Source organism: Streptomyces sp. NPDC001717, assembly GCF_042892775.1.
Taxonomy (GTDB): domain Bacteria; phylum Actinomycetota; class Actinomycetes; order Streptomycetales; family Streptomycetaceae; genus Streptomyces.
Genome location: NZ_JBIAUK010000002.1, coordinates 437746 through 463409 on the forward strand (window position 1 = coordinate 437746; position 25664 = coordinate 463409).

Annotated in this window: 23 protein-coding genes and 1 pseudogene; 12 read left to right on the top strand and 12 right to left on the bottom strand. The window is 72.4% G+C overall.

Annotated elements, in window-relative coordinates; translation table 11 throughout:
- Positions 1 to 60 precede the first annotated feature (60 nt).
- Positions 61 to 2283, bottom strand: coding sequence for an ATP-binding protein (locus tag ACFYZL_RS06475; protein ID WP_388676605.1), 2223 nt, complete (start codon positions 2281 to 2283; stop codon positions 61 to 63).
- 418 nt (positions 2284 to 2701) lie between these two features.
- Here ACFYZL_RS06475 and ACFYZL_RS06480 point away from each other — a divergent pair, with 418 nt between their 5' ends.
- Positions 2702 to 2908 carry a hypothetical protein gene (locus ACFYZL_RS06480; protein ID WP_388676608.1) on the top strand — a complete coding sequence of 69 codons (207 nt, stop codon included), beginning with the start codon at positions 2702 to 2704 and terminating at the stop codon, positions 2906 to 2908.
- 212 nt (positions 2909 to 3120) lie between these two features.
- Here ACFYZL_RS06480 and ACFYZL_RS06485 read toward each other — a convergent pair whose 3' ends face one another.
- The 6 genes from ACFYZL_RS06485 to ACFYZL_RS06510 form a co-directional block, all read right to left on the bottom strand.
- Positions 3121 to 3909 (bottom strand): tetratricopeptide repeat protein, encoded by a 789-nt coding sequence (locus ACFYZL_RS06485; RefSeq protein ID WP_388676611.1) that lies wholly within the window; start codon positions 3907 to 3909, stop codon positions 3121 to 3123.
- Positions 3910 to 4150: 241 nt separating this feature from the next.
- Positions 4151 to 5425: a sensor histidine kinase gene (locus ACFYZL_RS06490; RefSeq protein ID WP_384745782.1), complete on the bottom strand. Its 1275-nt coding sequence runs from the start codon at positions 5423 to 5425 to the stop codon at positions 4151 to 4153.
- A 16-nt stretch (positions 5426 to 5441) separates the two neighbouring features.
- Complete coding sequence (cseB, locus tag ACFYZL_RS06495; protein WP_384745780.1) at positions 5442 to 6230, bottom strand: two-component system response regulator CseB; 789 nt, start codon at positions 6228 to 6230, stop codon at positions 5442 to 5444.
- 39 nt (positions 6231 to 6269) lie between these two features.
- Complete coding sequence (locus ACFYZL_RS06500; RefSeq protein WP_388676938.1) at positions 6270 to 7139, bottom strand: endonuclease/exonuclease/phosphatase family protein; 870 nt, start codon at positions 7137 to 7139, stop codon at positions 6270 to 6272.
- Between the two features lie 653 nt (positions 7140 to 7792).
- Positions 7793 to 8065, bottom strand: a complete 273-nt coding sequence (locus tag ACFYZL_RS06505; protein WP_384745779.1) for a DUF3253 domain-containing protein — start codon at positions 8063 to 8065, stop codon at positions 7793 to 7795.
- Between the two features lie 66 nt (positions 8066 to 8131).
- On the bottom strand, positions 8132 to 8443 hold the full coding sequence (locus ACFYZL_RS06510) for a hypothetical protein (RefSeq protein WP_388676614.1): 312 nt from the start codon (positions 8441 to 8443) through the stop codon (positions 8132 to 8134).
- Positions 8444 to 8765: 322 nt separating this feature from the next.
- On the opposite strand from ACFYZL_RS06510, the gene ACFYZL_RS06515 reads away from it, so the two are divergent.
- Positions 8766 to 9575, top strand: coding sequence for a TIGR02452 family protein (locus ACFYZL_RS06515; RefSeq protein ID WP_388676616.1), 810 nt, complete (start codon positions 8766 to 8768; stop codon positions 9573 to 9575).
- 157 nt (positions 9576 to 9732) lie between these two features.
- On the top strand, positions 9733 to 10893 hold the full coding sequence (locus ACFYZL_RS06520; RefSeq protein WP_388676618.1) for a copper resistance D family protein: 1161 nt from the start codon (positions 9733 to 9735) through the stop codon (positions 10891 to 10893).
- Between the two features lie 91 nt (positions 10894 to 10984).
- On the opposite strand, the gene ACFYZL_RS06525 is transcribed toward ACFYZL_RS06520, so the two are convergent.
- Positions 10985 to 12124, bottom strand: coding sequence for a helix-turn-helix domain-containing protein (locus ACFYZL_RS06525; RefSeq protein WP_384745773.1), 1140 nt, complete (start codon positions 12122 to 12124; stop codon positions 10985 to 10987).
- An 87-nt stretch (positions 12125 to 12211) separates the two neighbouring features.
- Between ACFYZL_RS06525 and ACFYZL_RS06530 the strand changes: the two genes are divergently transcribed.
- Together ACFYZL_RS06530 and ACFYZL_RS06535 are read left to right on the top strand one after the other, a co-directional pair.
- Entirely contained in the window at positions 12212 to 13267 is a 1056-nt protein-coding gene (locus ACFYZL_RS06530; RefSeq protein ID WP_388676621.1) for a ferredoxin reductase, read from the top strand.
- 7 nt (positions 13268 to 13274) lie between these two features.
- Positions 13275 to 14393, top strand: a complete 1119-nt coding sequence (locus ACFYZL_RS06535; RefSeq protein WP_384745769.1) for a fatty acid desaturase family protein — start codon at positions 13275 to 13277, stop codon at positions 14391 to 14393.
- Between the two features lie 127 nt (positions 14394 to 14520).
- Here the strand turns inward: ACFYZL_RS06535 and ACFYZL_RS06540 are convergent, their stop codons facing one another.
- Positions 14521 to 16041 carry a glutamate synthase subunit beta gene (locus ACFYZL_RS06540; RefSeq protein ID WP_384745767.1) on the bottom strand — a complete coding sequence of 507 codons (1521 nt, stop codon included), beginning with the start codon at positions 16039 to 16041 and terminating at the stop codon, positions 14521 to 14523.
- A 308-nt stretch (positions 16042 to 16349) separates the two neighbouring features.
- Between ACFYZL_RS06540 and ACFYZL_RS06545 the strand changes: the two genes are divergently transcribed.
- From ACFYZL_RS06545 to ACFYZL_RS06565, 5 genes and pseudogenes are all read left to right on the top strand, one after another.
- Positions 16350 to 16715, top strand: coding sequence for a helix-turn-helix transcriptional regulator (locus ACFYZL_RS06545; protein WP_388676625.1), 366 nt, complete (start codon positions 16350 to 16352; stop codon positions 16713 to 16715).
- Between the two features lie 85 nt (positions 16716 to 16800).
- A pseudogene (locus ACFYZL_RS06550) lies at positions 16801 to 17151 on the top strand (STAS domain-containing protein); the annotation flags it as partial.
- An 81-nt stretch (positions 17152 to 17232) separates the two neighbouring features.
- A complete protein-coding gene (locus ACFYZL_RS06555) occupies positions 17233 to 18417 on the top strand; it encodes a PP2C family protein-serine/threonine phosphatase (protein ID WP_384745814.1) in 1185 nt (394 codons plus the stop codon).
- A gap of 263 nt (positions 18418 to 18680) precedes the next feature.
- Entirely contained in the window at positions 18681 to 18938 is a 258-nt protein-coding gene (locus tag ACFYZL_RS06560; RefSeq protein WP_384745763.1) for a hypothetical protein, read from the top strand.
- Positions 18939 to 19132: 194 nt separating this feature from the next.
- On the top strand, positions 19133 to 19834 hold the full coding sequence (locus ACFYZL_RS06565; protein WP_388676628.1) for a bleomycin resistance protein: 702 nt from the start codon (positions 19133 to 19135) through the stop codon (positions 19832 to 19834).
- 98 nt (positions 19835 to 19932) lie between these two features.
- On the opposite strand, the gene ACFYZL_RS06570 is transcribed toward ACFYZL_RS06565, so the two are convergent.
- Entirely contained in the window at positions 19933 to 21150 is a 1218-nt protein-coding gene (locus ACFYZL_RS06570; RefSeq protein WP_388676631.1) for an alpha/beta hydrolase family protein, read from the bottom strand.
- A 378-nt stretch (positions 21151 to 21528) separates the two neighbouring features.
- Here ACFYZL_RS06570 and ACFYZL_RS06575 point away from each other — a divergent pair, with 378 nt between their 5' ends.
- A complete protein-coding gene (locus ACFYZL_RS06575) occupies positions 21529 to 23076 on the top strand; it encodes an alpha/beta hydrolase (protein WP_388676634.1) in 1548 nt (515 codons plus the stop codon).
- Between the two features lie 32 nt (positions 23077 to 23108).
- Here the strand turns inward: ACFYZL_RS06575 and ACFYZL_RS06580 are convergent, their stop codons facing one another.
- Together ACFYZL_RS06580 and ACFYZL_RS06585 are read right to left on the bottom strand one after the other, a co-directional pair.
- Positions 23109 to 24080 carry a DMT family transporter gene (locus ACFYZL_RS06580; RefSeq protein WP_388676637.1) on the bottom strand — a complete coding sequence of 324 codons (972 nt, stop codon included), beginning with the start codon at positions 24078 to 24080 and terminating at the stop codon, positions 23109 to 23111.
- A gap of 144 nt (positions 24081 to 24224) precedes the next feature.
- The gene (locus tag ACFYZL_RS06585) at positions 24225 to 24989 is read right to left on the bottom strand and encodes an ArsR/SmtB family transcription factor (protein ID WP_388676640.1); all 765 of its coding nucleotides are present in this window, start codon (positions 24987 to 24989) and stop codon (positions 24225 to 24227) included.
- Between the two features lie 148 nt (positions 24990 to 25137).
- On the opposite strand from ACFYZL_RS06585, the gene ACFYZL_RS06590 reads away from it, so the two are divergent.
- Positions 25138 to 25662, top strand: coding sequence for a hypothetical protein (locus ACFYZL_RS06590; protein ID WP_384745753.1), 525 nt, complete (start codon positions 25138 to 25140; stop codon positions 25660 to 25662).
- Positions 25663 to 25664: the final 2 nt, after the last annotated feature.

Genomic DNA, 25664 nt, shown 5'->3' on the forward strand with positions numbered 1-25664 from the left:
ACACGTCCACGTCGCCAAGGCCGGTGCGGCTCCGTGCCGAACAGCCTCCGCCCTCCGGCTTCAGGCCCGCGTCATGAGCCTGGCGACCGCCGCGTCGTACCGGGCCTGGAGTCCCTCATCCGCCGATGCGCGCAGCAGCGCCCCGAGCGCGCGTACGGCGCCGTCGTCGTAGCCGGAGGACTCCGCCTCCCGGGCCGCCAGGTCGAGCTGCCCGATGCCCCCGGCCTCGTCCCCGAGCCCCAGCAGCGCCTCTCCCCGCACCACGAGGAGCAGGATGCGCGGCACGTCTGCCGTGTCCGAGCGGTCGTCGAAGGCCAGCGCCTCGGTCGCGGTGTCGAGCGCCTGGCGCCACTTCCCGGCGTCGGCCCAGTGGCGGGCGAGGTGCTGCATGGCCAGTCTCTCGATGGTGCGGTCTTCGGCCTTGCGCGCCAGCTCCACGGCGCGCTCGCATCCTCGCGCGGCCTCGTCCAGGCTGCCGAGTGCGGCTTGTGCGACGGCCAGGACGACCAGGGCGTTCGCCTCGGCCACCGCGTCACCCGCCCGGGAGGCCAGCGTGGAAGCGGCCTCCAGGTGGGCGAGCGCCTCCGGGATGCGTCCTTCCTCGGTCAGCACCCAGCCGAGCACGTTCAGGACCCTCGACTCGCCGTACTGGTCGCCGCCGGCCCGTGCGGCCTCCAGCGCGGTCTCCAGGAGCGGGGCCCAGCCGTCCCGGACGCGCCACACGATCAGTGGCCACATCGTCAGGACGATCCGCCAGGTCCGCTCGTGCAGCCCGGCGGCGTGTGCCGCGGCCACCGCCTGCGTGAGGTCGTCCCGCTCGGCCGCGTACCAGGCCACGGCGGCGGACCGGTCGCCGAACTCCCGCACCACGGCGGGCGGCAGGTAGTCCGCCGGTAGCGGGAAGCAGTCCTCGTTGCCGGGCTCGGCCGCCGCCACGGCCGCGATGCCCGTGGCGATGTAGTGGTCCAGGACGCGCCCCAGTGCCTCGGACCCGCCCTCCAGGGTGCGTGCGTAGAGCCGCACCAGATCGTGCATCGTCCACCGGCCGGGCGCCGTCTCCGTGACGAGGTGTGCCACGGCCAGCCGCTCCAGGGAAGCCTCGGCGGCTGCCGGGTCCGTACCCGCCAGGGCCGCCGCCGCAAACCGGTCGACGTGCGTGCCGGGGTGGCGGCCGAGATGGGCGAACTGACGGGAGACCTCCCGCGGCAGCTGTTGCAGCGTCACCCGCAGCGCCGCCCGCACGCCGGTGTCCTCCACGTCCAGCAGGCTCAGCCGGCGCGTCTCGTCGGAGAGTTCGGCGGCCATCGCGCCGAGCGACCAGGCGGGACGGCCCGCAAGACGGGCGGCTGCCACGCGCAGCGCGAGGGGCAGCCCGTCGCAGAGCTCGGCCAGCCGGAGCGCGGCCTCCGGCTCCTCGCGCACGCGTTCCTCGCCGAGCACTTCGGCGAGGAGCATCGTGGCGTCCTGCGGTCCGAGCACGTCCACGGCGACGGGCCGGGCGGTGTCGGTGACGATCAGTCCCGACAGCCGGTGTCTGCTGGTGACGACGGTGACGCAGTGGCGACCGCCGGGCAGGAGCGGCCTGACCTGCTCGGAGTCCCGGGCGTTGTCGAGCACCACGAGGAGCCGGCGGTCGGCGGCGAGCGACCGGAACAGCGCGGCCGCGCCGTTCGCCGACTCCGGTATCCGGTCGTGGGGCACCCCGAGCGCCGACAGGAACTCGCGCAGCACCTCGACGAGGGCGGGTTCGCCCGTGTCGCCGAATCCGCGCAGATCGGCGTAGAGCTGCCCCTCGGGAAAGTCGGCACGCCGGCGGTGGGCCCAGTGCAGCACGAGGGCCGTCTTCCCGACCCCTGCGGGCCCGACGACCAGGCAGACGGGCGCCTCGCCCGCGGCGGCCCGGGACAGCGCGACGAGCTCCGCCGCCCGCCCGTGAAAGCCGCGCGGCGCTCGCGGCAGCAGATCGGGCCGGCCGGTCGGCGGGGCGGCGTCCGGTACGACGGCAGGTGGCGGGGCATGCCTCACGGAAGCCCGGCGGGGGCGGCCCAGGCTCGCCGCGTGCTCCAGCTCCCGGGCACCGGCCGCGTCCTGGCCCAGGGCCGCGGCCAATGCCTGCACGGTGCGGCGCTGGGGCCCTCGGGAGTGTCCGCGCTCCATGTACGACAGCGCCCGCACGCTGACCCCGGCAGCGTGGGCCAGCTGCTCCTGGCTCAGCCCGGCCCGCTTGCGCAGATCGTGCAGAAGGGCACCGAAGTCGCCGGTGGCCGGTGAACCGGTGTGCATGTCTGAAGTCCCCTGGTCGGTGCGGCCCAGCGGAACGCCGTACCTCGCCCGCAAAAGTATGCCCGACACGGTTTTGCGGGTGAAACGCGCTGCTCCGGCCGACTCCCCCACGGGCTCGGGCACGGGCTCGGCACGAGAGGCGGCGTCGCGGCGGACAGGGAGGCAGCGACGGCGCACGCACCCGCACCCGCACGCACACGGTGGATGCGGAACCCGGCAAAGGACGCCGACCGTACTTCTGCTGGTGGAAGTGCCTGGGAACGTGACCGTCCACCGTGATCGACTGGGCCTGCCGCAGGGGTGCCGCTCCGCATCGGCGGACGACCCCGCCGCCCACGCACGGCGCCCCCGTCCGGCCCTCGGTGGTCCGGGAATCCCACGTGGGGTTCGTCGAACGAAACGAAAGGCAACACCCAGCATGAAGAAGAAGTTCATTCTGCTCGCCGGTGCCGCGGCCGTGGCCGCCGGTCTCCTCATCGCGTCCCCGGCCGCCGGCCAGGAGTCCTCGGCGGACCACGGGCGGACCGCTTCCACCCCCGCGCCGCACGCCACTGTGGCCCTCGACTCCGACCTCGTCACGCCGATGGGCGAGTGGGGCGTCGGCCGGCGGACGCCACGCGCCTGAGCCGCCTCGGATCCGGTCCCCTGCCGATGACAGGTCGCCAGGAGGCCGCTTGACCGACCGTCAGCGCGGACTCCGCGGCATGACTTCCCCATCGGACAACGCGTCCGGCCAAGTTCATGCTCGGATCCGCGCTGACGGTCCGACTCGGATGGGCGCTGCGGAGCCGGGAGCCGAGACCCGGCGGGTGGCGCCGGACTGCGCGGCGTGCCTGCTCAGGCGCTGCCCATGCGGGCGAGCAGTGCCATGGCCTCGGTGGTTCGGCGGTGATCCGGGCCGAAGGTCGTCACGCAGGCGTCCTGGGCGGCTTCGGCCAGCGGGCGGGCCTCAGTGCCACGGCCCAGCCCGAGGAGGGCGGTCGCCATGGCCAGTTCGACGGCGCCGGTTTCCGCGCGGCGCTGCTCCTTGGGCAGGGTGCGGCTCAACTCGTCGGCGCGTCCCGCCTCGGCGAGGGCCTCCTCGTGGCGGTCCTGGCCGTTGAGGCTGCGGGCCAGACCGAGACGCAGGACCAGGGTGAACCGGTCCGGTACGCGATGGGCGTCGATTGCCCCGCGCGCCAGCGCCTCGGCCTCCAAGTGCCGCCCCAGCGCATTGAGGGCGTAGATCTGCCCGTTGCGGGCGGCCGTGGCGATGAGCGGCATTTCCGGCCCTGCGGCGCGGGCTGCGACGCGGGCGACGGCCGCGCACTCCGCCTCGCATTCCGTGTGCCGCGCGAGGGAGCTCAGGGCCTGGGCGCGGTTCGAGCGCAGCCTCAAGGTCTGCGAGTGTTCGGCGCCGAAGATCCGGCCGAAGACCGGCAGCAGTGCGTCGTACGTGGTGACGGCTTCGACATGCCGGCCTTGAGCGCCCGCAGCGAGCGCGGCAATACCCAGTGCCAGCGGCGCGAACGTGTCGTCGCGCGGCCCGGACCGGGCCGCAGCCACGGAGCGCGCCTCGGCCTCGGCCTCGGCATAACGCCCCGCCTGGTACAGGGCCGTGGCCCGGGCCAAAGGCGTTCTCGTCATCTGACGGGCTTCGCCCCGGCCACGCCGCCGAAAGAGTTTCATGCCCGGAGCATACAAATGCCGCACACGCCACGTCGTGCCTGTTCCCGACCCGTACGCGACGCCCCCGGACCGGCGGTTGCCCAGAACCTGTGGATCAGCTCGGGAGGGCCTCCCTTCCCGGGTGATGGATCGAGGAGCCGTGTTTCCGGACCGGCGCGAGTCTGCTCCCGCCGTCGGGGAGGCGTGTCGCGGTTCCGTTTCAGGCACCGGAGCGACCGTGTCCGCCGTCCAGGTCGAGGGTGGCGACCGCGCCCCCTTCCGGAGCGTTGTCGAAGGCCAGCCTGGCACCGAGGACGCCCGCCTGTCCGAGCGCGATGGTCAGCCCGAGTCCGTGCCCGCGCCCCCGCTCGGGGGTTCCCGTGCGAAAGCGCTGCGGGCCTTCCGTGAGCAGCGCGGCGGGATAGCCGGGCCCCTGGTCCCGTACGAGGATCCGCGCGCCCGTGGCGGTGTCCTCCACGGCGACTTCGACGGGGTCGGCTCCGTGCCGGTGGGCGTTGGTGACGAGGTTGACGACGATCCGTTCCACCCGGCGCGGGTCGGTCTCCACGCTCCTGGTGGTACGGACCGCCACGGCGGTCGGCGTCCCCGTGCGGCGGACGATGTCGGTGACCAGTTCGCCCAGCGGCACCGCGTCGGTCCGCGCCCGTTCGGCTCCGGCGTCGAGCCGGGAGATCTCCAGGAGGTCCTCGACCAGCCCGTTCAGGGCCCGGGCACGGTCCCGGACGAGTTCGGCCACCTCGTCGCCCTCCGGGAGAAGCCCGGCCGCGGTGGACAACCCCATCAGCGGGGTGCGCAGTTCGTGCGCGACGTCCGCGGTGAAGCGGCGCTCGCCCTCCAGTTTTCGCTGCAGGGCCGCAGCCATCTCGTCCACGGCCGCCGACATCTCGGTGATCTCGTCACGGGCCCGGCCGCCCGGTCCGATCCGGGCGTCGAGGTCGCCGTCGGCGATGGCCCGGGCCGTGCGCGATCCCCGGCGCAGCCTGCGGTTCATCGGTTCGGTGGCCAGGGCGGCGAGTGGGACGACGACCAGGAGGGCGGCGAGCACGGCCTCGACGATGCTGCGGTCGAGGAGCTGGAGGCCGCGTACTTCGGAGCTCATGTCCGTCCGGGCGACCAGTACCCGGCCGCCCTCGACGGGCATGGCCGCCCACATCCAGTACCAGTTGGGGGGTTTGCGGTCGTTCCAGGTCGCATACAGGGCGGCCGGGTCCTTGGCGGCCAGCGCCCGCGCGAGCGGTGTGTCGAGTCGCTCCGGAGTGAGGACTTCGACGTCGAGCGGCGTGCTGCCCGTGCGGGTGTACTCGCGCTCGGCGGCCGCCAGGCGGGCCGAGAGGCGTTCGTTCCCGGTGCGGTCGCTTCGTACGGCCATCGCCTGGTGGACGAGGACGCCGATCACGGCGGCCACCGCGCAGCAGGCGGCCGCCGTCAGGGCGGCGATCTTCCAGCGCAGGGCGCGCGGGTTGAGGAGTGCCATGAGTGCGGACGGCCCCTCAGTCGCGGACGAGTTTGTAGCCGAAGCCCCGGACGGTCTCGATCCGTTCGGCTCCGATCTTCTTGCGCAGCCGCAGCACGCACAGGTCCACGACCCGGGTGTCGCCCTCCCAGCCGTAGTCCCACACGTCCCGCAGGAGACGACGGCGGTCGAGCACGGCACCGGGAGCCGCCGCGAACTCCAGCAGCAGCCGCAGCTCGGTGGGAGTCAGCGGAACGGGCCGTCCGCCCCGGTGTACCTCCAGACCGAGGGTGTTCACGGACAGGTCCCCGAAGACCAACTCCCCCGGCGTCGTCCTGGCATCCACGGGGACGCCGGCGGGATGCACCGGTCCTTTCCCCCGCGCCGGAGTCGTCTCCGGTTCGGGGGGCCGGAAGGTGGCGCGCCGCAGCAGCGTCCGGATGCGGGCGACGAGGACGGGGGTGTCGACGGGCTTGACGACGTAGTCGTCGGCGCCCGCCTCCAGTCCGGACACCACGTCGAGGGCGTCCCCGCGCGCGGACATCATCAGGACCGGGACCAGGCTCTCCTCGCGGATCCGGCGGCACAGCCCGATGCCGTCGAGTTCGGGCAGCATCACGTCCAGGATCAGCAGGTCGTACCTGCCGGCCCGGAACGCCTCCAGGCCGTCGAGTCCGTTCGCGGCCACCGCGACGTGATAGCCGTACCGCTCCAGGGACAGCTGTACGGCGCGGCGGATGGTGGCGTCGTCCTCGACGACGAGGACGCTGACGGGGTCGGGGACCCGAGGTGTCGACACGCCACCTACCTGCTCAGAAACGGACATTTATGGAGTTCATCCTAATCAGTGGGGCCTGCGGTGCGGTCACAGTCGGAAGGAGGCGGCGACGGGGAGGTGGTCGCTGCCGGTGGCGGGGAGGGTCCGCGCGGAGGTCGCGCTCATCCCCTTCACCAGGATCTGGTCGATGCGGACCACGGGGAACGGAGCGGGCCAGGTGAAGCCGAAGCCGGCGCCCGCCTCGCTTTGCGCGGAGCGCAGTTGGGAGGTCACCGGTCGCAGGGCCGAGTCCTCGGCCGTCCCGTTGAAGTCGCCCATCACGACGACCCGGGTCAGCGGCTCCGCCCGCACGGCCGCGGCCAGCTTCCGGGCCGCATCATTGCGGCGGGCGGTGGTGAATCCGGCGGCCGGGGTCACGCGTACCGAAGCGAGGTGGGCGGCGTAGATCGCGACGGGACCGCCGGGGGTCTCGACGGTGGCTCGTACGGCACGCGTCCACGGCATGATCGGCACGGCTTCCACCCCGCTCAGCGGGTGCTTGCTCCACAGTCTGACGCCGAGGGTGTCGGAGCGGTACGGATAGCCGGCGGCGAGCTCGCGCTCGTAGACGGGCGTCGCCTTCGAGGACATCTCCTCCAGGGCGAGCACGTCCGCGCCCGATGCGGCGAGCGCTCGCGCGGTCCGCGCCGGATCGGGATTCTCCTCGTCCACGTTGTGACTGACCACGGTGAAGTCACCGGCGCCGGGTCGCTCGGATCGCTTGTCGGTGAGGGTCCCGCCGAACAGGCAGCCCCAGACGGTCACGGGGGCCAGGACGGCGACGGCCGCGAGCCGGGAGCGGCGTACCGCCGCCGCCAGGAGGAGGACGGGGACGCTCAGCCCGGCCCAGGGCAGGAAGGTCTGGAACAGGCTGCCGAGGTTGACGCCCCGGTTCGGGATCCAGGTGTGCAGGGCCATCGTCAGCGCCGCACACACCGCGCCGGCGGCGATCAGCAGGCCACGGCCCGTGGGCACGAGTGCGCGGAAACGGCGGCCGGCGGGAAGGGGCGGAGGCGGGCCTGGCGGCGCCTCTTCCCCAGGGGCCTCGGAACGGTACGGGGTGCTCAGCACGGCAATTGCCTTCCGATGTCGCGTACAGCCGGTGATCCGGTACCGGCACAGCCTCGGAGAGGCGGGCTTCCAGGGCGTCAGGAGAGCCCTTCGAGGGCCCCGCGGTTGCGTATCAGCCGGGTATCGGTCATACGGAGCGGAAGCGCGGACCGACGACGCGCGGGAGCGGCCGCCTCGGCCGGGGCTGTGTCCGCCCGGTCCGGGTGCCGCCACGGCCGGGGGCGGTCGAGCGGGAGTGCGTGTCCGGGCACGTGGCCCGGCCGACGCGATGCGTCAGTCCGCGTGCGACCTCCGCGTGGCCGGCTTCCGTCGCCACGCGGGGTGAGCGGGCCGAGGGCCCAGCCGACGGCGTCCACGGTGGCGGGCGGTAGGTGTTCGTCGGCGCCGCCCCAGATGGCGAGGATGGGAGCGGTCAGCTCCGGGGCGAGCCGGAGGGGACCGGGCGAGCCGTTGAGGGCGTCGGGGTAGCCGTAGAAGCCGACGGCGCCGGCCACACCCGCTCAGCGAACGCGTCGGATCCGGATCGGGCCGCGGGCCGCCCCCGGTTCGACCCGGCGGCCGCCCTGGGTGATCTCCACCTCGCCCGACGTGACCAGCCGTCGGGCTGCGCGGCGGGCCGGCTCCATGAGCGCGCGCCAGCCGTCACCATCCCCCTCGTACACGGCTCGTGCGGCGTCGGAGGGGCAGATCGTGGAGGCCGGACCACGGCGGTCCAGCAGGTCCAGGATGGCGCGCTCCAGGACCCGGCCCGTCTGTCTCGCGGTGCGCGTCACCACTCCAGCCTCCCATCACTGCGTCGCGCCGCGCTGCCGACGGGCCGGCCGCTCGCATTCCCCGGCTCAGGAACCGAGCGCCCGCAGGCCTTCGCCCCAGCGGGCCCTTCGCTCCTCGGCGCTCTGGTCCCACCAGGGCAGGCCGCGCTCACCGAGAGCCACCTTCGCCGTCTGCACCCGGTCCCGGGCGACGCGCTCCGCCGCCGCGTCACCGGTGCGCCGTGCGGCGGCCACCGCGCGGCGCGCGGCCATCAGGTGGGCGCGCAGTCGGGCGGACGCCCCCGCCGGGACGGCCGGGTCGGTGGCGCGCCACCGGCGACCGCCGATGACGACGTGGTGCCCGTCCGGGGTGAGGGGCGGCGACGCTTTGCCGTTCACGATTGGCGCGTGCCCGCTGCGGGCGGCCACGAACCCTCCCCGCGGCCGAACGGCATGCCCCGGCCAGGCCGGGGCAGGTGCAGCCCGCCGGAACCCAGACGGACGGGAGACGCGATGAACGGCGACAGGGAACCCCGCCGCGGCGACGAGGTGTCGTGGAGGAGCCACGGCCAGACCGAGTACCGCACCTCACCGCGGTGGCAGGCGTCGAAGCCCTTCCGCGGGGCCGCGCATTCGCTCGACCACGGCGGTGCCGGCACCGGCACCGTTCAACCCCGAAAAATAGTCACTCTGACAATAATTCCTCGCTACCATCGCCCCCATGAGCAACCGTCTGAAAGACATCGCCATCCAGAACGAGCGCGTCGCGACCGCCGGCGTGTACACCACCGCCACCGGTACCCGGGTCCCCATCGCCTCCGCGCTCGCCGCCGCCCGCTCCGGGACCGTCTCCTACTCCCCCGCCTTCACCCCTGCGCCCACCGGCCCCTTCACCGGCGGGGCCGAGGTGACCGGCGAGGACAGCCTGCGCGCCGCCCGCCGCCTCACCGACGAAGGCGTCGAGCACCTCGCCGTCCTCAACTTCGCCTCGGCCCGGAACCCGGGTGGCGGGTACTTGCGCGGGGCCAAGGCCCAGGAGGAGGACCTCTGCCGCACCGCCCTCCTCTACCCCTGCCTGCTCGAAGCCCCCGACTACTACGCGGCCCATCGGGCGTCCACCGACCTCAACTACAGCCACCGGGTGATCTTCTCCCCGCACGTACCGGTGATCCGCGACGGTTCCCGCGCTCTGCTCGATCAGCCGTACCAGGTTTCCTTCCTGACCTCCCCCGCCCCCAACGCCGGACGCCTGGCGCTGAACTCGCCCGGCGAGAAGGTCGACGTCAAGGGCACCCTCACCACGCGCGCCCGCCGCGTCCTCGGCGTGGCCGCCCACCACGGGGTGCGTGAGCTCGTCCTCGGCGCCTGGGGCTGCGGCGTGTTCGGCAACGACCCGGCCGAGGTGGCAGACGCATTCGCCGAGGCCCTGGACACCCACGGCGCCCCGTTCGTCCGCGTCACCTTCGCCGTCTGGGACCGCTCGGCCGACTCCCCCAACCGCGCCGCCTTCCGCGCCAGGTTCGCCGGTTAACGATGTTCCGCGCCATCGGGATCGGTGAGCAGACCGGCCGGCTCACCGGCATCGGCCATAGCGGTTCGCGAAGCGGGTGACGGTGCGTGATGGTGGTGCGGGGGCAGAGTCAACCCACCTTCTTCACATCATCTTTATTTAGGTTAGCCTCACCTATATGATTCATCCTGACCTCGCTGCGGCTGCGGCCTACACCGCCCCTCCCCTGTGGAGAGTCCTGACCAAGTCCGGCTACTTCATGGGCCTGTGCGGCGCCATCGGCTCCACCATCACCTACGCCGCAGCGGTCCGCCCGGCGCTGCGCGCGCCGCAGACGCAGGAAGCGGACGCGACAGCGCTGCGGCGACGCACCGGGATCTACCTGGCCTGGGCCGGGGTCGTGCTGCTGGTGGCCGGCTACTTCCAACTCGCCGCCCGTGTGGCCCGCGCGGGCAAGGGCATGGCCTTCGGTGACGCGCTCGCTCCGGGACGCATCGCCGACTACCTCACGGCCCCTGCGGCCAAGGGCGCCTGGGTGGCGCAGGGCACCATCCACACCGCCCAGAACGTCGTCCTCGTCCTGGCGTCCCTCGCGCTCGTCTCGCTCTTCACCGGCACGGCCCGAAACCGGCTGGACGCCATCGCCCTGACCGCGCTGCCGCTGTCGGTCGCGGTCTCGCTCGTCGGGGCGATACCGGCCACCACCCCCGACGTTGACCGCGTGCTCGACCTCGTCTTCGGGCAAGCGCACATCATCGGTGGCACGCTCTGGCTCGGCGGCCTCGCCGTGCTCGTCGGCCTCGCCGGTGCCCGCCGGCAGCTGAGCGAGAACGCCGGCCTGCTCTGGGCTGACACGTGGCGACGCTTCAGCCTCGTCGCCCTGATCTGCGTCGCCGCCGTCATGATCTCCGGCCTGTGGATGTCCTGGAAGCACGTGGGCAGCGTCGGGCAACTGTTCACCACGACGTACGGCGTCTTCCTCCTGATCAAGATCCTGCTGGTGCTCGGCATGGTCGCGGCCGGCGCCGCCAACCAGTTCTGGCTGATGCCCCGCATCACCCGTGCCCGCCAAGCGGACGAGAAGGCCTCGCTCCTGCGCCTGACGCTGAGCCACTTCCCGAAGGTCGTCTGGGCGGAAGTCGCGCTCGGGGTCGGCGTACTGGCCATCGTCCCCTTCCTCACCGGATCGGCCCGGGAGCCCGGCAGCCCCGCCCCCGTGGCGACCGGAAGCATCCTCGCCGTCGGCGGGGCCATCGCCCTCACGCTCATCGCGTCGCTCTACATCACCGCGAAGACCTCCGACGCCCTCGCCCGACGCCAGACCCCACTGACTCCCTGACCCGATACCCCCCATCACCCCGCTCCGCAGCCGAGGCCGGCCCGGAGCGGGGTCGCTCGCCGTTCCTCCTGCACACTCCGGCCCATACCCGTCAGCCGGTCCGCAGACCGACCGCCAGGGTCAGTTCCAGGACCCGGTGCGGCGATGCGAGATCCGGAAACAGGTCCCGCAGCTGCGACATCCGGTACCGGACGGTCTGGGGATGGACGAACAACGCCGCCGCCACCTCGTCCCGCCTGCCCTGGTGCAGCAGCCACGCCCGCAGCGTCTCCTCCAGCCGCCGTGCGGTCGTGACGGACACGGTCCGCAACGGCGCGAGGGCGCGGGCGCGCAGGTCCGCGAAGGCGTCCGCGTCGGCGCTCAGCACCAGCTCGGGAAGGTGGCTCTCGGTGTCGCGGATATCGGAGGAGAGGGAGCGCGCGCGTGCGGCTCGTGCGTACGAGGCGGACGCGCGCCTCCATGGCCGTGCCGGGCCGACCACGGCGGCGCGGTCGGTCAGCTGCCGCAGGAGGTGCGGCCGGTCGGCGTCGGGGACGAGCAGGACACCGGTGGCGTCCGGCAGGTCGTCGAGGACGAGGGTGTTCGGGTCGAGCGTGCGGAAGGCGGGCCGGGCCTGGTCGGCGGGCAGCAGGACCGCGGTCAGTGAAGCCGGAGGCTGCCACCCGGCCCGTTGAACGGAGGCCAGGAGCACGTCCGGGCTCGCGCCTGCGAGGAGGTCGCGGGCCAGGTGTTCCAGGTGGCGCTCGTGGGCCCGGCCCTGGGCGGCCAGTTCGTCGGCGTGGCCCGCGGCGCTCGCGGCGGAGAGCTCGTCGATGTAGGCGAAGGTCAGCTCGGCGAACTTGGCGACCTCGGCGGCGGGCAGGCCCGCGGGGACGGCGCCCGCCGCCAGGCATCGCCAGGCCACGCGGGCGCCGACCCGGTAGGCGCTCAGCAGCGCGTCCATCGAACGGCCGTCGCGCACCTCACCGCGGCCCAGTTCGTAGGCCGCGTCACCGCCGTCGTCGCCGACGGCGTTCCCGCTCGCGAGGTCCAGGTAATGTCCCAGGGCGGTGCGGACGGCTCGGCGGATGGTGCCGCCCATGCGCCCCGAAAGGGCATTGGCGTAGGAAGGGACCTCGTCGATGATCGCCTGGACGACCTCGTCGGCGGTGGTCTTCAGCTCGGCCCTCAGCGCGGTGACCGTCGTCTCGTCCAGGGCCAATTCGCTGGCCCTCCGGATTGCATGGTTCACGTTTTTGTTTCCTGCGAACAATTCACTCGACCAGATTTACGTCCTGCGGTCAGGACTTTACGCCTTGAGGCGCATCAAGCTGGAGTCATGACGAGTGCAGCCCTCCGCAGTAGGGCGTGGAAACTGCTGGAGATGGTCACGACGCCGCTGCTGCCGTCGGATTACCTCGACCTGGTCAGCCCGCTGCGTGCGGGCGCCGACCTGCGCGGGCGCATCGAGGCCGTGCACCCCGAGACGGGTGACTCCGCGACCGTCGTGATCAGGCCGGGGCGGGGCTGGCGCGGTCACACGGCCGGTCAGTACGTGCGGATCGGGGTCGACGTCGACGGAAGGCGCCTGTGGCGTGCCTACTCCATCACCTCGCCGACGAACCGCCGGGACGGCCGCGTCACGATCACGGTGAAGGCGATCCCTGACGGCAAGGTCAGCAACCACCTGGTCCGCAGGGCGAAGCCGGGCACGCTGGTCCAGCTCGACCAGGCAACCGGTGACTTCGTGCTGCCGGAGGCCAAGCCCGCCAAGGTGCTCTACCTGACGGCCGGCAGCGGCATCACACCTGTGATGGGCATGCTGCGTGACACCGAGTTCGACGACGTCGTCATGGTCCACTGCGCGCCACAGCCGCAAGACGTGATCTTCCGCGACGAACTGCACGACCTGGTCGCGGACGAGAAGCTGCGGCTCACCGAGGTGCACACCGACACGGACGGCATGCTCGACATCGCCCGGCTCGACGAACTGGTGCCCGACTGGGCCGAGCGCGAGACCTGGGCTTGCGGGCCCGCGGGCCTGCTCGACGCCGCCGAAAAGCTGTGGAGCGACCGCGGCGTCCCGGAGCGCCTGCACACCGAACGCTTCCGCCCGAGCATCGTCGTCGCCGGTGACGGCGGCGAGGTCACGTTCAGCGCCACCGGCAAGACCGTCGACGCGGACGGCGCCACGCCGTTGCTGGACGTCGGCGAGGAGGCCGGCGTGCTCATGCCGTCCGGATGCCGCATGGGAATCTGCTTCGGCTGCGTCACACCGCTCAGGGCCGGCGCCGTCCGCGACCTGCGCACCGGCGAGATCACCGAGGCCGAGCCGGGCGTCCTCATCCAGACCTGCGTGTCCGCCGCCGCGGGCGCCTGCGACATCGAACGGTAGGAGCACCTTGACCGCCATCGACCCCACCGCCCACCTGACCGCGGAGCAGATCGAGGAGCTCGGCCGCGAGCTGGACGCGATCCGCGATGAGGTGATCGCCAGCCGGGGCGAAAAAGACGCTGCCTACATCCGCAAGGTCATCTCGGCGCAGCGCAAGCTCGAGCTGGTCAGCAGGGGCGTGCTGCTGTTCTCGTTCTTCCCGCCCGCGTGGCTGATCGGCACCGCCGGGCTGTCCGTGGCGAAGATCATGGACAACATGGAGATCGGCCACAACATCCTGCACGGCCAGTGGGACTGGATGCGGGACCCGAAGATCCACTCCACCACCTGGGAGTGGGATCACGTCTCGCCGTCCGACCAGTGGAAGCACTCGCACAACGAGCTGCACCACACGTACACCAACGTGATCGGCAAGGACAACGACCTCGGCTACGGCATCATGCGCGTCGACGAGGACCAGCGGTGGCACCCGTTCCACCTCGGCCAGCCGCTGTGGAACTTCATCAACGCCTGCTTCTTCGAGTACGGCATCGCGGCGTACGACCTGGAGCTCGGCAGGAACCTGCGGGGGCGCCGCCGCAAGGACCCCGAGTTCCGCGCGCGGGCCAGGGCCGTGGGGCGCAAGATCCGCAAGCAGGTGCTCAAGGACTACGTGATCCACCCGCTGCTGTCGGGCCCGTCGTTCCTCACCACGCTCGCCGCCACGTTCACCGCGAACCTGGTCCGCAACATCTGGTCCCACTCGGTGATCATGTGCGGGCACTTCCCCGAGGGCGTGCAGGTCTTCGAGCGCCGGTCGATCAAGGGCGAGACCCGTGGCCAGTGGTACCTGCGCCAGATGATGGGATCGGCGAACATCAGCGGCAGCAAGGCCATGCACTTCATGACCGGCAACCTGTCCCACCAGATCGAGCACCACCTGTTCCCGGACCTGCCGAGCAACCGGTACGCCGAGGTCGCGGTGAAGGTGCGCGCGCTGTTCGAGAAGTACGAGCTGGAGTACGTCACCGGGCCGCTGCCCAAGCAGGTGTTCTCCGCGTGGCGCAAGGTCGTCCGGCTCTCGCTGCCGAACAAGAAGCCCAAGGTCAAGACGCCGGACCGCGAGCGGGAGCTCGTCGCGGCCTGATTCCCGGCACCGGTTCGGATCTTTCGGCCTCACCGTGCGCCGCCGCCGGGCTCGGGTTGCGGAGATCAACCCCGTCGCCGCCCTCCACCACGTGCGGTACGCGGTACGGGAGCGACCCCGCCGGGCCTCAGGTCCCGTCCGGGTCGCTCCCGTACCGCAGGCGCCCCAGCGCCGTCATGGGCCGGTCGTGCGCCGCCACCGGGGCCGGCAGGACCGTGGAGCCGGTCAGGTAACGGTCCACCGCCGAGGCCGCCGACCGGCCCTCGGCGATGGCCCACACCACCAGCGACTGGCCCCGGCCCGCGTCTCCGGCGACGAACACCCCCGGCGCCCGTCCGCCGGCGGCGGCGAAGTCCGCGTCCCGCGCGAAGTTGCCGCGCCCGTCGTACTCCAGCCCCAGCTGCTCGCGCAGCCCGCCGGCCCGCTCGGGACCGGAGAAGCCCAGCGCCAGCAGGACCAGTCCGGCCTCGATCACCCGCTCGGTGCCCGCCAGGGGCCGCCGCTCCCCGGCCTCGACGGCGGTCAGCCGCAGCGCCCGCACCCGCCCGCCGGAATCCCCCTCGAAGCGCAGGGTGGCGCTGGAGAACAGCCGGGGGTCGCGGCCCGCCCGGCCGCGCGCCTCCTCGTGGGCGTGGGAGATCCGGTACACCTTCGGGTGCACCGGCCAGGGCTCGCCGTCGGCCCGGTCGGACCCCGGTTCGGGGTTGATGTCCAGCTGGACCACCGACAGCGCGCCCTGCCGTAGGGCCGTTCCCAGGCAGTCAGAGCCGGTGTCGCCGCCGCCGACGACCACCACGTGCACGCCGTCCGCCGTCACCGGGGAGGCCGGGCGGTCCCCGGCGCACACCCGGTTGGCCCAGGTCAGGTACTCCATCGCCTGGTGGACGCCGCCCAGGGAACGCCCCGCGACGGGCAGCTCCCTGGGCTCCCCGGCGCCGACCGCGACGACCAGGGCGTCGTAGCGGCCGCGCAGCGCGTCGGCCGGTTCGGCCCCGCCCACGTCCGAGCCCGTCACGAAGGAGGTTCCCTCGTCCCGCATCTGCTCGATCCGGCGGTCGATGTGCTCCTTCTCCATCTTGAACTCGGGGATGCCGTAGCGGAGCAGCCCACCGAGCCGGTCGGCCCGCTCGTGGACCACGACCCGGTGCCCGGCCCGCGTCAGCTGCTGGGCCGCGGCGAGGCCCGCCGGGCCGGAGCCGATCACCCCCACGGACCTCGCGCCCTGCCGCTCCGGCGGGCGGGGGGTCATCCAGCCGCGCCGCCTGCCCTCGTCCGCGATCGTCTGCTCGACGTTCTTGATGGTCACCGGGTCGGCGTTGATCGTGAGGACGCAGGCGTCCTCGCAGGGGGCCGGGCAGAGCCGGCCGGTGAACTCGGGGAAGTTGTTCGTCGCGTGCAGCCGCTCGTACGCGGCGCGCCAGTCGGAGCGGGCGGCGTAGGCGTTCCACTCGGGTATCAGGTTGCCCAGCGGACAACCGGTGTGGCAGAAGGGGACGCCGCAGTCCATACAGCGGTCGGCCTGCTCGCGGACCAGCGGCAGCAGGGCCTGCCCCGCGTACACCTCGCGCCAGTCCCCGAGCCGTTCCTCGACCGGCCGTGCCGGAACGGCCCTGCGGGGGATCCTGAGGAAGCCGTACGGATCGGTCACGCGCCGCCTCCCTGGCCCGGGTGCGAGAGGTGAGAGGCGCGGTGCGGCGCGCCCGAAGTGCGCCGTACGTCACCTTTCCCCCAGATTACGCCGTCCGGGCGAACCGGCACCCGGCACCTGGCACCCGGCACCCGGCATCGACCTCGGCCGACGAGCCGCAGGGGCCCCGGGGTCCTGTGCGGCCGTCCGCGGCTTCCCGGGACCGACAGCGGCTGGGCGGCGGCGACGTGGCGCCCCGTAGAAGTACGTCGCAGGATTCCGGGTTCAGGTCTGGCGAAACCGGAATCGCAAATCGTATAATTTCGGACATGGAGCCGATACAGCCTCGGACCAACTGGACGTTCGTCACGAACCACGCCCGGATCCTCGCCATGATCCTGAACGACCCGGAGGTCCGGCTTCGCGACCTGGCCGGGAGCTGCGGGCTCACGGAGCGGGCAGCCGGGGCCATCGTCGGGGACCTGGAAAGCGCCGGGTACCTCACCCGGGTACGCCGCGGCCGCCGCAATCACTACGAGGTCACGCCCGGGACCCTCTTTCGCCATCCGGCCGAGGGACACCACGAGATCGCGAACCTCCTGCACCTGCTGGTCGACCTGACCCCCGCGGCCGGGGCGGCCGCCGACCCCTCTTCCAAGGACGGTGACCACCGTGAGCGCCACGCGCGCGCCTGACCCGCGCACCGGTGCGGGATCCGGGCCCACCACCGTCCCTGTCATGCCTTCTTCCCGAGGTTTCGGGGCGTGAAGGGAGCAGGCCATGACCGCTCTTCCCGACCGTCTGCCCGTCACCGAGTACGCCGGCGGCACCGCGCGGCCTTCCGTCGCCGTCGTGGTCCTCGAACCCGGACCTCAGCGGATCCTGGCCCACGTGAGCGGCGAGATCGACATGGACGATGCCGACGGACTGCGCGCAGACCTCCTCTCGGCTCTGGACTCCAGCCGCGACGGCCTCGACGTGGACCTGTCCGCCGTCACCTTCTGCGACACCACCGGTCTGCACATCCTGCTGGACCTGAACCGGCTGGCCCTGGAGACCGGGAAATCTCTCGCGCTGACCGCCCTCAGCCGGCCGGTGGCGCGCCTGCTGCACGTCAGCGGGGTACAGCAGGTGCTGACGGTCCACGTCTGGCCCCCGCGAAAGGGGAGGAGCGAGCCTGCGTTCCGGGAGGCCGCCGCGGCGAACGACCGGATCGGGCTGGGCGACGTACTGGAAGCAGCCGAGAGTGCCGCGCCCGTGCGTTCTCTCGACGTCGTGGCGCGCAATCTGCGCGACCGCTTCGATGCCACGTACGTGTCGTTCGTGTTCGTCGACGTCGTCGGGCGCCGCCTGTTGCGGGTCCACGACACGGCCGCCGGGACGGGTGAGCAGCCTGCCGAACAAGTCCCGCTCGCGGGCAGCAGCGTCTACGACGACGTTCTGCGCGACCAGAAGCTGGTGGTGACCACAGAGGGCGAGGACGGATGTCGACTGCTCGCCCCGGTGACCAACCGCGGCGACAGCGTCGGCGTCCTGGAGCTGTTCCTCACCCAGGTCACGGAGGACGTACGCACCCAGGTCCAAGAGGCCGCACACGCGCTGGCGTACATCATCGTCACCGACCGGCGCTTCACCGACCTCTACCACTGGGGCAACCGCACCACACCGGTCAGCCTCTCCGCCGAGATCCAGCGCCAGCTCCTGCCCTCCGCCTCCTGCTGCGAAGCCCCCGAGTTCACCCTGGCCGGCGCCCTCGTCCCGGCCTCCGACATCGCCGGCGACACCTACGACTACAGCCTCGACACCGACACCCTGCACCTGTCGATCACCGACGCCATGGGCCACGACGTGAGCGCCTCACTCATGGCCACCCTCCTGGTCAACGCCTCCCGCGGCGCCCGCCGCGCCGGCGAAGACCTCACCGAGCAGGCCCGACACGTTCACCGGGCCCTCCTCGACCACGGCCACCACAGCACCGCCACCGGGCAACTCCTGCGCATCGCCCTGGACGGAACCAGCGCCCAACTCGTCAACGCCGGGCACCCCTGGCCGTACCTCCTGCGCGGCGACACGGTCAGCGAACTGCGACTCGCCGTGAACCTGCCCTTCGGAATCCCCTCACAGGGCGCCTACCAGGTCCAGGACCTCGACCTGCGCCCCGGAGACCGCCTGCTGCTGCACACCGACGGCATGCAGGAACGCGACGCGCACACCGTCGACCTGCCCGCCCTCCTGCGCGCGACCGCCGCCGAGCACCCACGTGAGGTCGTACGCACCCTCGTCGGAGCCGTCACCGACGCCTACGAGGGCCGGCCACCGAAGGACGACGCGACCGTCCTGTGCCTGGACTGGCACGGCCCGGTGGGCGGCACTCCGCCAGGAGCAATGGAGAGCTGAGCGAGAACTTCCGGCACGGATGGACAGCAGCCTTCCACCGGCGTGAGGATGGGGTCGGGCAAGTGGAATCCGTCGCAGATCAGAGCGGGTGGAGACGGGGCGTCGGCAGCGCCGTGGCGGACGTCGTCGTACTGGCGGATCGGTCGAGGCGTCGCCGCAGTCGCCCGGTAGGGGCCAGGGACGCACGAGCTCCGCAACCCGATCCCGCCGCCCTCGCCCGTGTGCGGCGGCGCCCCAAGACGTGCCAACCGGGGGGAAAGCCTGTGCAATACGACGACGAGCCGGTCTTCAAACGCAGCAAGTGGGGAACCAACCGCTACTACTACAACCCGCGCAACCCCGTCGGTCTCGCCCTGATCATCATCACCCTGCTCTTCGTCGGGACGATGATGATCCTCGTGACCACCCGGACCGGACCGTTCGCGGCTCCTCCCGCCCCCAAACCGTGGAACCCTCCGGCCTACGACCACACCTGGCAGCCCCTGCCGACGGCGAGCACCCCAGGAGGTGGGGCCCCGTGATCGGGATGCACAACCGGCGGCGTCAGGTGGGATCGTTCCTCGCCTGGTGGGTCATCGTCACGCCGGCATGGGTGCTGTCGAGCGCGGCCCTGGGAGAAACAGGGTGACGCAGGACGAGACCCACCGGCGAGCCGCCGGCAGAGCGAGGTCCAAGCCCCCGCAGCCTTCTATTCAAACTTGACTAGAGGGGCGACATGGGTGAGAAGACCATTCCGATCCTGCCGTGCCAGACCATCCAGCCCGTCCTCGACTTCTATACGGCCCTCGGGTTCGAGGTGACCTTCCAGCAGAAGAGCCCCAATCCGTACGCGGTCGTCCAACGAGGCGGCATACAGCTCCACTTCTTCGGCATGAAGCAGTACGAGCCGGCCGAGTCGTTCAGTACGTGCATCGTCCAGACCGATGACGTCGACGGGCTGCACGAGGTCTTTCGGGCCGGACTGAAGGCGGCGTACGGGAGAGTGCCGAACCGCGGGCTGCCACGACTCGGGCCGCTGAAGAACACCTCATACGGCGTGCGGCAGTTCCTCATGACCGATCCCGGCGGCAACTGCATCCGCATCGGGCAGCAGACGAGCGACGACCAGCACCACCGGCCCGCCCCCGAGGAGACCTTCGCCCGGGCCCTGCACCACGCATCCCTCCTCGCGGACTCCAAGGAAGACCCGGCGGGCGCCGCGAAGATCATCGACCGGGCGCTGCGCCTTCAGGACGAGCGGCCCACGCCCGTGCAACGGCTTCGTCTTCTCGTGCTGCGTGCGGACGTCGCCGCTCGCCTCGGCGAGAAGGACACCGCCACGTCCGCGCTCGCCGCGGCCACCGCAGTCCACCTCACCCCGGAGGAACAGGAGTCCGTACACGACGACCTCGAGCGCCTCACGCAGCTGCTGGGCTGAGGCGCCGGTCACGGCCACTCGTTGACGGCCGCTACGAGGACGGGCGCCTCGTAGCGGACCGAGAGCCAGAGTTGGGCGGCGCCCCGCCCGGTTCGACATCAGAGGAACGTGACTGCCGGGAAGGCCGGGGACGGCCCGTCGAGCAGATGGCCCCGACGGTGGCGCAGGTACTCGTCGAAGAACGCGAGCGGGTACGCCTGCTGGATCTTCACCGCCTGGTCGGGATCGAGGGTGCCGATCACGTCCTGGAGCTGCTGCGCGCTCCATCCGAGCAGCTTCGCCACCTGTGGGAACAGCGCCTCGTTGTCGCCGTACGAGATGTGGACGGCGCCCTCCGCCTGAATGTTCAGCCGCCGGCCCCGCAGGTGCGACCAGAATGCGGCGGCCTCCGGGTCCGTGGCCCGGGTGAACTTCGCGGACATCATCATGAACGGCCGGTACAAGTCCCCGGACAGCGGCGGGTTCATCTGCATCGGGCCGTCGAGGCTGAGCCCGGCCAGGATGCGCTCGTCCGCGAGCATGGCGCTTGCGGTGGCCGTCCCGCCCTTCGACCAGCCGAACGCTCCCATGCACCGTGGGTCGAGGGAGCCGAGCAGGCCGGCCGGCAGTTCCCTGTGGTCGATGTCAGGGTTGCACCCGGCAGCGATCTGCTCGACGCAGTCGAGGACGAAGCGCAGGTCAGCGGCGAAGTCTCCCGGCAGCGTCGGCGTCTGCCGGTCGCGCACCGGGACGGCGATCCGGCCGTCGGGGAACTCGGTGTACGTGTCGTACTGGTGAGCCACCGTCACGACCGCGTATCCGTGGCTCGCGAGCTCTTGGACCACGCCGGTGTGGTCGCCCTGGTGGCTGCGCGCGCCGTGCGAGAACACGACGACGGGCAGCCGTCGGCCCGACCGCAGCACCGGAGCGCCCACGTGGCCGGCGGTGAACGGGCCCAGGGAGGCCAGAGCGCCGAACCCCACGTCGGCGAGGAACGCCTGCCATGCGCCGGCCGGCATCCAGGGCGCCACCGGGTACCGCGCGACGTCCCGGGCGGGGTACCAGACGGTGGCCATCAGCTCGCGGAAGTGCCCGGGGCCCGCGAGGTCGTCCGGACGCGACCGGTCGACGAGATGCAGCTGGACCGTGCCCACCGGGTACGGCCCGGTCGGCACGGGCAACGTGAGTCGCGTCGCGACGGGGTCGGCCTCGGCCGGGTCCGCCCAAGCGGGGCCGGCAACGGCGGCCGGCGGCAAGGCGGTACCGGCGGCCAGCGCGGCCCCCAGCATGCTGCGGCGCGTCATGCCGATCCGGCTGATGGAAGGCGTGGTGGTCATGTGTCCTCCTGTGGTGACGGATCGCCGGCTGCGCCCCGACAGTGAGTCCGTGGACACGGGGGAAAGTTGTCACGTGGCCCTCCCGCGCGGCATCGGCCCACCGATGTATTGCTCGCGAGGGCATCGGCCCACGGATTGACACCCCGGGCTCGACGCGGTCGGGCCCGCGGCGCGACAGGTCCGCGCCGTGCGCCACCGCGTGACGACGCGGTGGTCCAGGTCGCGAGGACGGCGCCCGCCCGCAGGCGCACGAGTTCGTCAGGCAGGGGGTGGTGCAGGCACCACCCCGAATACGGGCACTGGGGGGATCGTCCGGTGGGCCGAGGTTTCAGAGGATCGGGGTGTACCGAAACGCTCCGACCGGGGGGAACCACCCACATGCACCACTTCAAGAAGCCCGCGCGGTGGGCCACGGCCGCCGTGTGCGGGCTGCTCGCGCTCGCCGCCCTGCCCGCGTCACCGGCGAGCGCCGCCGGGGCGAAGGGCGGCGCGCCGGCCGTGCCCGCGCGGTACGCGCAGCAGCGCCTCGACTGGCAGCCGTGCCGGTCCGGCGCGCTGGAGTGCGCCTCCATGACGGTGCCGCGCGACTGGTACCACCCGGGCACGGGGGCGGACCTGACCGTCGCGGTCTCCCGGCACCGGGCCGCGGACCCCGCCGCGCGGCGGGGCGTGTTGATGATGGCGGCCGGCGGGCCGGGGGCCTCGGGGCTGGGCCGGCCGGCGGGGCTGGCGGCGTATTCGCCCAAGCTGGCGGCCGCGTACGACGTCGTCGGCTTCGACCAGCGCGGGGTGGGGGCCGGCACCCAGGTGGTCTGCTCCGACCAGGACACGGTGGACGCCCTGTTCACCAGCGGTGACCTGCGCGACCGCTCTCCGCGGGCCGTGGACGCCACCGTGGACCGGGCGCGGAACTTCGTACGGGACTGCGAGCGGCGGTCGGGCGACCTGCTCCCGTACATCACCACCGACCAGGCCGTGCACGACATGGACCTGTTCCGGGCGCTGCTCGGCGAGTCGAAGGTGTCCTACTACGGCCCCTCGTACGCCACCTTCCTCGGCGCCTACTACGCGACCGAGTTCCCGCGCCGGGTCGACCGGGTGGTGCTCGACAGCAACATCGGCTTCACGGGCAGTTGGCAGGCGTTCCTGACGGGCCAGCCGATGAGCTTCCAGCGCCGGTTCGAACAGGACTTCCTGCCCTGGCTCGCCGCGAACGACGCGACGTACCACCGGGGTCGGACCGCCGAGGAGGCCAAGGCCTCGTACGAGCGGCTGCGGAGCGCGTTGGGTGATCACCCGCTGGACCTGGAGGGGACGACGGTCACTCCCAACCACCTCGACGCCGCCGCGACCTCCCTCATCTACAGCGGCGACCGCTTCCCCGACCTGGCGATGCTGCTCGATGTCCTGGAGCACCCGGACGCGGCTCCGCCGGCCGCCCGCAAGGCCCTGGCCGAGAAGCTGAAGCACCCGCTGGGGGCGCCGTTCGCGGCGGACTTCTTCTCCGTCATCTGCCAGGACACCCCGTGGAGGCACGACAGCGCCTACTGGGTCCGTCGGAGCGCGGCCGACAGCGCCGCGTACCCGATGGCGGGAGCCCGTGAGCTGACGTTCGCCTCGGTCTGCGCCGCCTGGCCGCGCTCCCAGGCGCCCCGCGTGCAGGTCACCGGGCGCGGGCTGCCGCCGATCATGATGCTCAACTCGCTCCACGACCCTGCCACTTACTACGAGGGCGCGCTGCGGGCCCACCGGGAGACGGCCGGATCCCGGCTGATCACCGTCGGCGGCGGCGACCACGGCGTCTACCAGTCGCACAACCCCTGCGTGGACGCGTACGTCGAGGGCTTCCTCGTCGACGGCCGGATGCCGGCCGAGGACGCCTCGTGCGAGGGCAGGCCGCTGCCCGACCCGACCGCCGGCCGGTAGTTCGTCTCCGCGGAGGCCGGGGGTGCACTGGGCTAGCGCCCCCGTGTGGCCGCGGCTTCGGGAGCGGGCTCCTCCGTTCGGGCCTCGGATTCCTGCCGGGTGCGCGGGCGGTAGCGGGAGACGGCCACCCCGGCGAGGCACAGGAGACCGCCCAGCAGGCTGAGCCAGACCGGCGCCTCGCCCAGGAGTATCCAGCTGAGCAGGACGACGATGGCCGGCACGGCGTACGTCGTCGCGCCGAGCTTCCCGGCCGGCATCCGCGCGAGGGCGTAGGTCCAGGTGGTGAAGGCGAGGGCGGTGGGGACCACGCCCAGGTAGACCATGTTCAGCGTCGCGGACAGCGGGGCCTTCGGGACCTCGGCCACGAGTTGCCCGGCGAACGGCAGGCAGGCCACGGTCCCGGTGAGGCAGCTGTAGGCGGTGACCTGGAGCGGCGTCGCGAAGGAGAGCGCGGGCTTCTGCGCGACGACGCCCGTCGCGTACGCCGCCGCCGCGATCAGGCACAGCACCACCCCGAGCAGCGGGGTCGAGCCGTTGCCTCCCGACGACATGGACAGGCCGACGACCACGGCGCCGATGAAGGAGACCGCCATGCCCGTCAGCAGCCGCGGCGGCAGGGCCTCGCCGAGCAGGCGCGCGGCGAGGAGGGCCATCAGGATCGGACCGGTGTTGACGAGCAGGGACGCGGTCCCCGCGTCGACGAGGCGTTCACCCCAGTTCAGCGCGACCGTGTAGCCGGCGAACCAGACGAGTCCGGACAGCAGGATGCCCCGGCGGGCCCCGCGCGGCGGCAGTCCTTCGCGGCGCACGAGGAGGATCGCGACGAGGACCAGCGAGGCGGCGAGCAGCCTGCCGAGGGCGAGGGCCCCGGGCGAGTAGGCGGCTCCGGCGCTGCGGATGGAGACGAAGGCGGACGCCCAGGCGAACACCGTGCAGCAGACGGCGATGGCCGTGAGGAGGCCGGGCGGAAGGGCGCGCGTGCGGGCGCGCGGGTCGGTCTTCATGTCTGCCGACCCTACACCCAACACTTCGGTGACCGCCGAACTATTTCGGGCAGCCTTCCCGCGGGGTGCCGAGGCCTTCGGAGCGCTCGCCGGTGCTGTGACCGGAAAGGTTTGCCGACCTGGTGAACGTTTCCGGTCACGGCACTAGCTCCACGCCTGCGGCGTGAGTCCCAGCAGTTCGCCGAAGGCCTCCTCCCCCGCCCCTGTGACCAGCAAGCCCCGCCCGCCCCCCTCCGGGCGCACCACCCACGCCTCGGACAGGGCCCGCGCGCAGAGCCGTGCTCCGACCAGGCCGCCCAGGTGCCGGCGGCGCTCGGTCCAGTCCAGACAGGAGCTCGCCGGCGGCCTGCGACCCGCGCCCGTCACGTCGACGCCCGCGCGGGCGCACCAGTCGATGCCGGCCTCGGTCATCTCGAACACGCCCTCGGTGCGCAGCAGGCCCCGGCCCTCCATCGCGTCCGTCACCGCCATTCCGAGCCGACCCGCGAAGTGGTCGTAGCAGGTGCGGGCCCGCGCCAGCGGGTCGGGCGCGGCGACCACCGGCACCGCGTGTGCCGCGTCCCGCCCCGGGACGGCATAGGAGGCCAGTTCGTCCACCAGCCGGGCCGTGGCGGCGTCGGCGATGCGCACGTAGCTGTGCCGCCCTTGCTTCTCCGTCACGCAGATCCCCGCGTCCAGGAGCCTGGCCAGGTGCCCGCTGACGGTGGAGGGGGCGACACCCGTGATCCGGGCCAGCTCGCCCGCAGTCCAGGCGCGCCCCTCCAGCAAGGTCATGCAGATCGCGGCCCGGGTCTCGTCGGCCAGGGCGGCGGCGAGAGCGGCGAGCCGCGCAGCCGGGGCCGGAGCTGAGGCTGGGTCCGGGGCTGGGGCCGGGGAATCCGCCTGTTCGAGAGCACGTCTGTGGTCCATGACTCCAGAATGCCCGATCATTTCGGCATTCGACGAATGAACGGGGCGCACGCTCAGCGCTGGACGCCCCGTCCGGCCGGCGATCTCCACCCCCGGTTCCACCCGTGGGTCCAGGTGCCGCGAGCTGCGTCGCAGCAGTCTGTAGGGCATGACAGCAACCGAGTGGATCACAGACGCAGCCCTCATCCTGGTCGTCTTCCGGCAACTGCGGGAAGGCCGTCTCGACCGCAAGACCTTCCTCCTGCCGCTGATCATCGTGGCCTTCGTGGCGCATTCGTACCTGGACACTGTCCCCACCGACGGCAACGACCTGGTCCTGATCGCCGCGCTGATGGCCGTCGGCGCCGCACTCGGCATCAGTGGCGGCATCTACACCCGGATCCGCGCCCTGGACGGGCACCTCCTGATCAAGGCGGGTGCGGTGTCGGCGGTCCTGTGGGTCGTGGGCATGGGAGCGCGGATGGGCTTCCAGGTGTGGGTCGAGCACGGCGGCGGCGCCGACGACGTCGCCCGGTTCAGCCTCGCGCACCACATCACCGGCCAGCAGGCGTGGGTCGCGGCCTTCGTGCTGATGGCGCTGACCGAGGTCGTGACGCGGGTGGCGACCATCTACGTACGCAGCCGGGCGGTCAAGGCTCCCCGCCCCGTGGCCGTCCTCGACCGTACGGCCTGACC

Bases quoted from the DNA above. Each gene is read 5' to 3' on its own strand.
- ACFYZL_RS06485 (WP_388676611.1), bottom strand. From the start codon at position 3,909: ATGACGAGAACGCCTTTGGCCCGGGCCACGGCCCTGTACCAGGCGGGG.
- ACFYZL_RS06475 (WP_388676605.1), bottom strand. From the start codon at position 2,283: ATGCACACCGGTTCACCGGCCACCGGCGACTTCGGTGCCCTTCTGCAC.
- ACFYZL_RS06565 (WP_388676628.1), top strand. From the start codon at position 19,133: ATGGGTGAGAAGACCATTCCGATCCTGCCGTGCCAGACCATCCAGCCC.
- ACFYZL_RS06490 (WP_384745782.1), bottom strand. From the start codon at position 5,425: ATGGCACTCCTCAACCCGCGCGCCCTGCGCTGGAAGATCGCCGCCCTG.
- ACFYZL_RS06590 (WP_384745753.1), top strand. From the start codon at position 25,138: ATGACAGCAACCGAGTGGATCACAGACGCAGCCCTCATCCTGGTCGTC.
- ACFYZL_RS06520 (WP_388676618.1), top strand. From the start codon at position 9,733: ATGATTCATCCTGACCTCGCTGCGGCTGCGGCCTACACCGCCCCTCCC.
- ACFYZL_RS06575 (WP_388676634.1), top strand. From the start codon at position 21,529: ATGCACCACTTCAAGAAGCCCGCGCGGTGGGCCACGGCCGCCGTGTGC.
- ACFYZL_RS06585 (WP_388676640.1), bottom strand. From the start codon at position 24,989: ATGGACCACAGACGTGCTCTCGAACAGGCGGATTCCCCGGCCCCAGCC.
- ACFYZL_RS06580 (WP_388676637.1), bottom strand. From the start codon at position 24,080: ATGAAGACCGACCCGCGCGCCCGCACGCGCGCCCTTCCGCCCGGCCTC.
- ACFYZL_RS06545 (WP_388676625.1), top strand. From the start codon at position 16,350: ATGGAGCCGATACAGCCTCGGACCAACTGGACGTTCGTCACGAACCAC.
- ACFYZL_RS06530 (WP_388676621.1), top strand. From the start codon at position 12,212: ATGACGAGTGCAGCCCTCCGCAGTAGGGCGTGGAAACTGCTGGAGATG.
- cseB (WP_384745780.1), bottom strand. From the start codon at position 6,230: ATGTCCGTTTCTGAGCAGGTAGGTGGCGTGTCGACACCTCGGGTCCCC.
- ACFYZL_RS06480 (WP_388676608.1), top strand. From the start codon at position 2,702: ATGAAGAAGAAGTTCATTCTGCTCGCCGGTGCCGCGGCCGTGGCCGCC.
- ACFYZL_RS06515 (WP_388676616.1), top strand. From the start codon at position 8,766: ATGAGCAACCGTCTGAAAGACATCGCCATCCAGAACGAGCGCGTCGCG.
- ACFYZL_RS06570 (WP_388676631.1), bottom strand. From the start codon at position 21,150: ATGACCACCACGCCTTCCATCAGCCGGATCGGCATGACGCGCCGCAGC.
- ACFYZL_RS06500 (WP_388676938.1), bottom strand. From the start codon at position 7,139: ATGGCCCTGCACACCTGGATCCCGAACCGGGGCGTCAACCTCGGCAGC.